The sequence below is a fragment of the Seonamhaeicola aphaedonensis genome (assembly GCF_003386195.1).
In the GTDB taxonomy this organism is placed as follows: Bacteria; Bacteroidota; Bacteroidia; order Flavobacteriales; family Flavobacteriaceae; genus Seonamhaeicola; species Seonamhaeicola aphaedonensis.
The window spans coordinates 1-6,306 of the sequence record NZ_QRDX01000013.1 but is presented as its reverse complement, the minus strand read 5'-3'; the positions used below and the strand labels follow the sequence as shown (position 1 = coordinate 6,306).

At 32.3% G+C, this 6,306-nt stretch carries 7 protein-coding genes; all 7 read left to right on the top strand.

Annotation, left to right across the window (positions count from 1 at the left end; genetic code table 11):
• Positions 1 to 123: 123 nt before the first annotated feature.
• The 7 genes from DFQ02_RS14720 to DFQ02_RS14685 all read left to right on the top strand — a co-directional run bounded on the left by DFQ02_RS14720 (position 124) and on the right by DFQ02_RS14685 (position 6,054).
• Positions 124 to 849, top strand: a complete 726-nt coding sequence (locus tag DFQ02_RS14720) for a DUF6090 family protein (RefSeq protein WP_116525216.1) — start codon at positions 124 to 126, stop codon at positions 847 to 849.
• Positions 850 to 1,010: 161 nt separating this feature from the next.
• A complete protein-coding gene (locus tag DFQ02_RS15070) occupies positions 1,011 to 1,505 on the top strand; it encodes a hypothetical protein (RefSeq protein ID WP_147297792.1) in 495 nt (164 codons plus the stop codon).
• A gap of 163 nt (positions 1,506 to 1,668) precedes the next feature.
• Entirely contained in the window at positions 1,669 to 2,226 is a 558-nt protein-coding gene (locus DFQ02_RS14710; protein ID WP_116525214.1) for a hypothetical protein, read from the top strand.
• Between the two features lie 180 nt (positions 2,227 to 2,406).
• Positions 2,407 to 3,096, top strand: coding sequence for a hypothetical protein (locus DFQ02_RS14700; protein WP_116525213.1), 690 nt, complete (start codon positions 2,407 to 2,409; stop codon positions 3,094 to 3,096).
• Positions 3,097 to 3,512: 416 nt separating this feature from the next.
• Entirely contained in the window at positions 3,513 to 4,346 is an 834-nt protein-coding gene (locus DFQ02_RS14695) for an alpha/beta hydrolase (protein ID WP_181896432.1), read from the top strand.
• A 196-nt stretch (positions 4,347 to 4,542) separates the two neighbouring features.
• Positions 4,543 to 5,358, top strand: coding sequence for an alpha/beta fold hydrolase (locus DFQ02_RS14690; RefSeq protein ID WP_116525211.1), 816 nt, complete (start codon positions 4,543 to 4,545; stop codon positions 5,356 to 5,358).
• A 186-nt stretch (positions 5,359 to 5,544) separates the two neighbouring features.
• Positions 5,545 to 6,054: a hypothetical protein gene (locus DFQ02_RS14685; RefSeq protein WP_027127321.1), complete on the top strand. Its 510-nt coding sequence runs from the start codon at positions 5,545 to 5,547 to the stop codon at positions 6,052 to 6,054.
• The last annotated feature ends 252 nt before the right edge of the window (positions 6,055 to 6,306 follow it).

The window sequence follows — 6,306 nt, the reverse complement described above, 5'->3', positions numbered from 1 at the left end:
AATTAGAGATTATAAGGAAGAGCTTTTCTCTAATTATTGCTCAAGAATTTATTATCTTTTCATTCTCAAAGCAGAACTACGTTTAACCCTGAGTTGTGCTTCATTATAACCAACTGCTAACCAATGATAAAATTCTTTAGAAAAATTCGACAAAAGCTACTTTCTGAAAATAAATTCAGTAGATATCTTATTTATGCGATTGGTGAGATTGTTCTTGTGGTCGTTGGAATCCTGATTGCATTAGCAATTAACAACTGGAATATTAATAATGCTAATAAAAAAGAAGAAATTTATTATCTACAAAAATTAAAGCTAAATCTTCAACAAGACACTACTCATGTAAGAACTAAGCTGAGACTGATATATCGTGATTTGTCAATGCTAGATAGTTTAGAGATTGAAATAAAAAACCCTTTGAAAACTAGTTTCTCTAACCGATTATACACAACTACTTTGTTACTTCAATATGGTTTTTCACCTCAGACTTCAACATTCGATAATTTAAAATCAACAGGCAAATTAAACCTAATCAATAATCAAATCTTGGTTGACTCATTATTTGTTTATTACAATGATTTAGAAAATTCTACGAAACAAAAAATTGAGAGCATGGAAACATATGGGAGAAATAGCATTGGTCCATATCTTATGAAATTTGACGAAATAGCGTTTCACGAATATTTGACAGGTACACCTAGAAAAAGTCCTAACGCTTATGGAAATGATGTTTTTATAATGAATGCTATAAATTTAAAACGCTGGAATACACATGGGTTGCGGGAAGATTATGAAATGGTTTATCAACGAGCTGTAAGTTTAATTGAAATGATTGGTATTACAGATGATTAAATTCATATAAATAACGAAAGCACAACAAAGTGTATAATTAATTGCGGCTGAATTTCCTCATCGGAAATTCAATCTTATTAATTATCTTTCCACATCAACGGAAAACGACTCGCGTCTTTTCCCGCAAAAAATCATACACAAATACGTTGTAAACAATTTCAATGAGATTCTTAAAAGGACTAATAATTGTACTTATCATATTACCTTTTTTAAGGTATCTACCTCTAAATTTCAATGACAATTTAAACAACCTAGTTTATAGTAATGTCTTTGAGATATCTATCTTTTCTATTCTGATTTTGGTTGTATTGTTGATTTTTTTCCATAAGTACTTTAAGCGGATTTTGCTCATCGGAATTGGACTTATAGCTATTCAATTATTATTTAACAATCTATTTCAATCGATTTGTAATCGCACTATAATTGCAATCAATGAGGACAGAAACCCCAATGAGTTTATCAATCCCTTTTTGGGAATGAAATCAAATCTATCATCAAATGGTGCCTCTTTTCGCTATGATGATACATTTTTGTTTTATAAAGAGCTGACTTTTAAAAAAAATCACGGTATAACCAAAAAAGATTTGAAAGAGCCTGATATGACAGATATTGTCAAAATATATAATAAAGACTGGTTTTTAATAAAAGCCGATTAATAAAAACTGTTTACAACACCGTGTATAGTTCATTGCTTCTGATTTTCCTCGCGGAAAATCCTCGCGCTGAACTATTGCCAGTTATTTTTACTAAATTAGTTGCTAAACCAACGCAACGAAATCATACACAAGACCGTTGTAGGTAATGTAAACTGAACCGTAAATGAATAAAATTTTTAGATTAATAATACTATTTGGACTTGTTTCAAATGTATCCTTTTCACAGACTGACAAAAAATTCTTTGTGGATGACAAAGAAGATTATGCTTTTTTAGCGGACTCGGACTTAAAATACTCTAGTCGGAATCAACCAAATGCGGAAATTGATGTGTTTGTAAAGACATCTGGAAATGAATTTCAATATACTTTATTGATATCCAAAATAACCGAACACGGATTTGAAAAAGGAAACCTATTGGACGGACAATATGAGACTTATTACCAAGAAACCTGTGGTTGCGAAGTATCTGAAATTGATTTAGTTCTTTATAACAACTTAAAACCTTTAAGACATTTCATTTCGACATCAAAAGAAGAAAATAAATTTAAAGGAATTAACTCAAGTTTTGTAAGTGGTAAATATCTGTACAATATTCTGTTCCTGACTTTCGAAAAAGATTTTGACAACCAAACAGCCAATTACGCTGATATTATGAACACTTTGGTTATAAACGGAAAAACGACTGTGGACAATTATTCAGAATATGAAAAAGCGGAATAAAAACACTACCTACAACACCGGCTATAGTTCATTGCTTCTGACTTTCCTCTCGGAAAGTCCTCGCAAATTTGCTATCTTCGGTTTACGGCGGAAAATCCTCGCGGATTTTCACGCAACGAAACCATAGCCAAAACCGTTAGGCACAATGGACGATATAGCTAGAATTAAAAAAATAAATCTATGAAATTCAAATATGCTGATTATTACTTTTCAAGCTTTATAATTTTAGTGATTATTGGGTTTTGGCCCACTTATTTCTCAAAATTTTTTGACGGAACAGCAAACTTCAGTCAATATTTTCATTTTCATGCAGTTACAGCAGTTTTATGGTTGTTGCTCCTAATTGTTCAGCCAATGCTAATTCGAACTAAAAAGTTCAGAACTCATAGACTAATTGGTAAATTTTCATATATACTGGTTCCTATATTATTTATTTCGATAATACTATTAGCACATTTTCGCCTTAATCCTGATACTGAAAATTTAGCTTGGCGGGTATGGATTCCATTTAAAGATTTATTTATTTTTTCATTTGGTTTTGGTGTTGCTATTCGATACAGAAAGACTGTAGCCATTCATGCTAGAGGAATGGTCGTTGCTGGTATGGCGTTAATTGAACCAACAATGGTTAGAATGGTTGTTAATGTATTTGGGCTTGAACAACCTTTAGGTTACTATTTAGGAATAGCACCAATCTACATTATTCTTATTATTCTGATTATAAAAGAACGCAACGAAGTAAAAGGACGTTGGGTTTTCAAATGGGCTATAGGTTTATTTTTATTTGTTCATCTTATAAGAATTTTTAAAATAATACTCCCTTTTTGGGATGATTTTGCGCACTGGTACATTTCTCTACCACTAACCTAAATATCTTTAGTGAATTAAATAAAGTGCCTAACAACACCTATAGCAAATAGGGTAAAATGTGCTAAATTTAATGGCTTGGGTTTATTTACGAAGTCCGCCAAATCTTTTGGATTTGGCAATTAAAAAAATGAAAATAATTACAAAACTAAAAGCTCTGGCTCGCAGATCAGACGGAAACGAAAAGTTCCCTTGCCTGCCCTACTTGCCATAGCCGAACCATTAGCAGCAATTAACCTTTTGAGACCAGAATAAATACCTAAAGAAATTAATATATAAAACCTTTAAATCGCCTAACTATGATATCAAAAACAATAAATAATGTGCACCTTAAAAAAATTCTATTTCTACTTCACTTATTTGTTTATTGCTTAGCCCCCCAACTAAATTGCTTTTCTCAAGTTAAAAAGGTAGATTCAATGATTCCAATACCTATAGTAAGCAATGAGGTTTATAAAACCGTTTCTCAATTCTTCGAGTATGATAAAAATATCTCTCTTGATGTCAACATAATTTTTAAGGACAAATTTGAAGGTAATAAAAAAGAGAAAATCATTTTTACTGGAATTAATAACAGTAAAGTACCTGCATATCTAATTATTCCAAATAATGGAGAAGATAAACACCCCATTGTCTTTTTGGTGGATGGTATATTTGGATCCAAAGAAAGATGGTTACAGGATGACAGTTGGCCAAAAGGTGGTTTGGTAGCAAAGGCATTACTTAATAGTGGTTTTGCTGTAATGACACTTGATGCTGTTTATCATGGAGAGAGATCTTATGAAAACGACTTTAAACGTCCACCATGGCCTCGTACATTTCCTTACAAAGCCAGACAAATGTTTATACAAACAGCAGTAGAATACAGAAGAGCTATGGACTATATTTCTACCCGAGATGAAATTGATTCTTCAAGAATTGGCTTTTTGGGTTTAAGTATGGGCGGAGTAATTACATTTGAACTGACCAGTATCGATTCACGAATCAAAACTGCAGTTGCTGGTTTAACACCTGTTTGGAAAGCACCTGAATTTCAACCTTGGTTACCTTCAACCTATGCAAGCCGCATACGTTGTAATTCATTTCTTATGTTTATGGGGAACGAGGATCCAGTATATACAATGAAAGACGCACATCAACTATTCGACTTAATTCCTTTGACCAAAAAAGAATTTGTGGAATACAATGTGAAACACGAGCCACCTGTGGAATATGCAGAATTGGTAACAGAATGGTTTTTGAAAAATCTTTAATGATAAGATTTGTAAAATTGAAAGATAAAACAAGGAATTAAACAGCTGCTAACAAAGTATAAAAATAATTGCTAGGTCTTTGCCAACTCGGAAAATCCTGCGGATTTTCCTCTGGTTCGACAACTTTTGCTAAATTAGGTATCAAACCACGCAACTATTCTTATACACACCGTTGTGCACAATTTGAAAAATCAACATGAAATTAACCTTAACGACATTATTTCTTCTTATCAACTTACAACTTTTTGGGCAATCAAAAATTGAGTATGGTTCGAATAATGGTGAATATATAGAAGTAGATAACACCAAAGTCTATTATGAAGAATACGGTGATGGCTCACCTGTTATTTTATTGCACGGAGGTATGGGAAGCATATCAAATTTCAATACATTAATCCCTGATTTATCTAAACACTTTAAATTAATCGCAATTGATAGTCCCAGTCACGGTAGGTCATACAGTATTGACTCTTTGAGCTATAACATATTAGCCGATTATGTAGTTAAAATAGTTGATAAGTTAAATTTAGACAAAATTGATATTGTTGGTTACAGTGACGGTGCAATTGTCGGAATATTGGTAACCAATAAAATCCCTAATAAAATAAACAAAATAGTATTTGGAGCAGGTGCATTGAGTCCGCATGCCAGCAAACCAGAAGGTTTAAAAATGCTTCAAAATTTTAGTCCTGAAATACTTCCAGAGGAGTATGTTACTTCTTATAAAAAGAAATCACCTAATCCCAATCATTGGGAAGAGTTTGTTTACAATTCTAAAGAAATGTGGTTACAAGACATTTGGATTTCAAAAGAAATATTACCTAAAATAGAGAGTAAGGTTTTGGTTCTTTTTGGAGATAGAGACCCCTTTATCCCCTTAAATCATAGTATTGAAATATACAATGATTTACCAAATGGTGAACTTTGTATTTTACCAAACACTTACCATGACATCTTTAATAACTCAAAAATAGCAAATGACATACTCATAACTTTTTTGTCCAAAAATTGAGAAAATAAATAATAAAACAGTGCACAACAACGTGTAAGCGCAATAACGGCTGAATTTCCTAATCGGAAATTCAACTCGTTTTGCTAAATTAGGTGCGTCAGCGGAAAGTACTCGCGCACTTTCCCGTTACTGACGCTTACACAAAACCGTTGGCAACAAGCTGAAAAAAGAACTCAACGAGAAAAAATGAACTCAAGAACAATCGAGAAAAATATTGGAAAACCGACAAAAATCGATTGGAAAAAACCGAAAGCAATTGGAAGTTCATCATTTTATCTAAAGTCTTTTAAAGCAAAAAATAATTCGACGGAATTTATAAAAGAAAACTCTAAATGTAGTTTTGAAAAATATTCAGGTGGAATTCTTTTAAGGTCAAACTTGTCTAATAAAACAAGTGCGTTGACAATAAAAGAATCGGAAATCGAATACATAAAATTAATACGTGGAAAAGAAAGTGTTGAACCTCTGACTTTATCACCAATGTGGATTATGTTGAAATTAGGAGTTTCTAAATTAATTGCAAGATATTTTAGAATTGTACTCGGAGAATATTCAATCGATGAAATGAAATTAAAAATCGAGACCAAAAATCAAATTATGGAATTCACGCAAAACGGATATATATTTGAGAGACAATTGAGTTTCTTTAAAAACCTGAATTACGGAGAAAAATTAATAATTGAAATGAACGAATAAAATAAAAATCGGAACGAGTAAAAGAAAGCCAGTTGCCAACACCGTATATAATTTATTGCTTGGTTCTAGCCTACTTACGAAAATCCTCGCGGATTTTCTATTCGGTTTTTATTTGCTAAATTACGTGCTAAACCACGCAACAAACCATATACAAACACGATGGAACACATTCGCCGATGGCGAACTTTAATCTACGCTGCTTCGCAGACAATGCATCTTAAAGTAAATGTGTTCCATCTCAGGGTTAAACCA

Excerpts from the sequence above, each read along its gene's own strand:
- DFQ02_RS14700 (WP_116525213.1), top strand. The coding sequence starts at position 2,407 with ATGAAATTCAAATATGCTGATTATTACTTTTCAAGCTTTATAATTTTA.
- DFQ02_RS14710 (WP_116525214.1), top strand. The coding sequence starts at position 1,669 with ATGAATAAAATTTTTAGATTAATAATACTATTTGGACTTGTTTCAAAT.
- DFQ02_RS14695 (WP_181896432.1), top strand. The coding sequence starts at position 3,513 with ATGATTCCAATACCTATAGTAAGCAATGAGGTTTATAAAACCGTTTCT.
- DFQ02_RS14720 (WP_116525216.1), top strand. The coding sequence starts at position 124 with ATGATAAAATTCTTTAGAAAAATTCGACAAAAGCTACTTTCTGAAAAT.
- DFQ02_RS15070 (WP_147297792.1), top strand. The coding sequence starts at position 1,011 with ATGAGATTCTTAAAAGGACTAATAATTGTACTTATCATATTACCTTTT.
- DFQ02_RS14690 (WP_116525211.1), top strand. The coding sequence starts at position 4,543 with ATGAAATTAACCTTAACGACATTATTTCTTCTTATCAACTTACAACTT.
- DFQ02_RS14685 (WP_027127321.1), top strand. The coding sequence starts at position 5,545 with ATGAACTCAAGAACAATCGAGAAAAATATTGGAAAACCGACAAAAATC.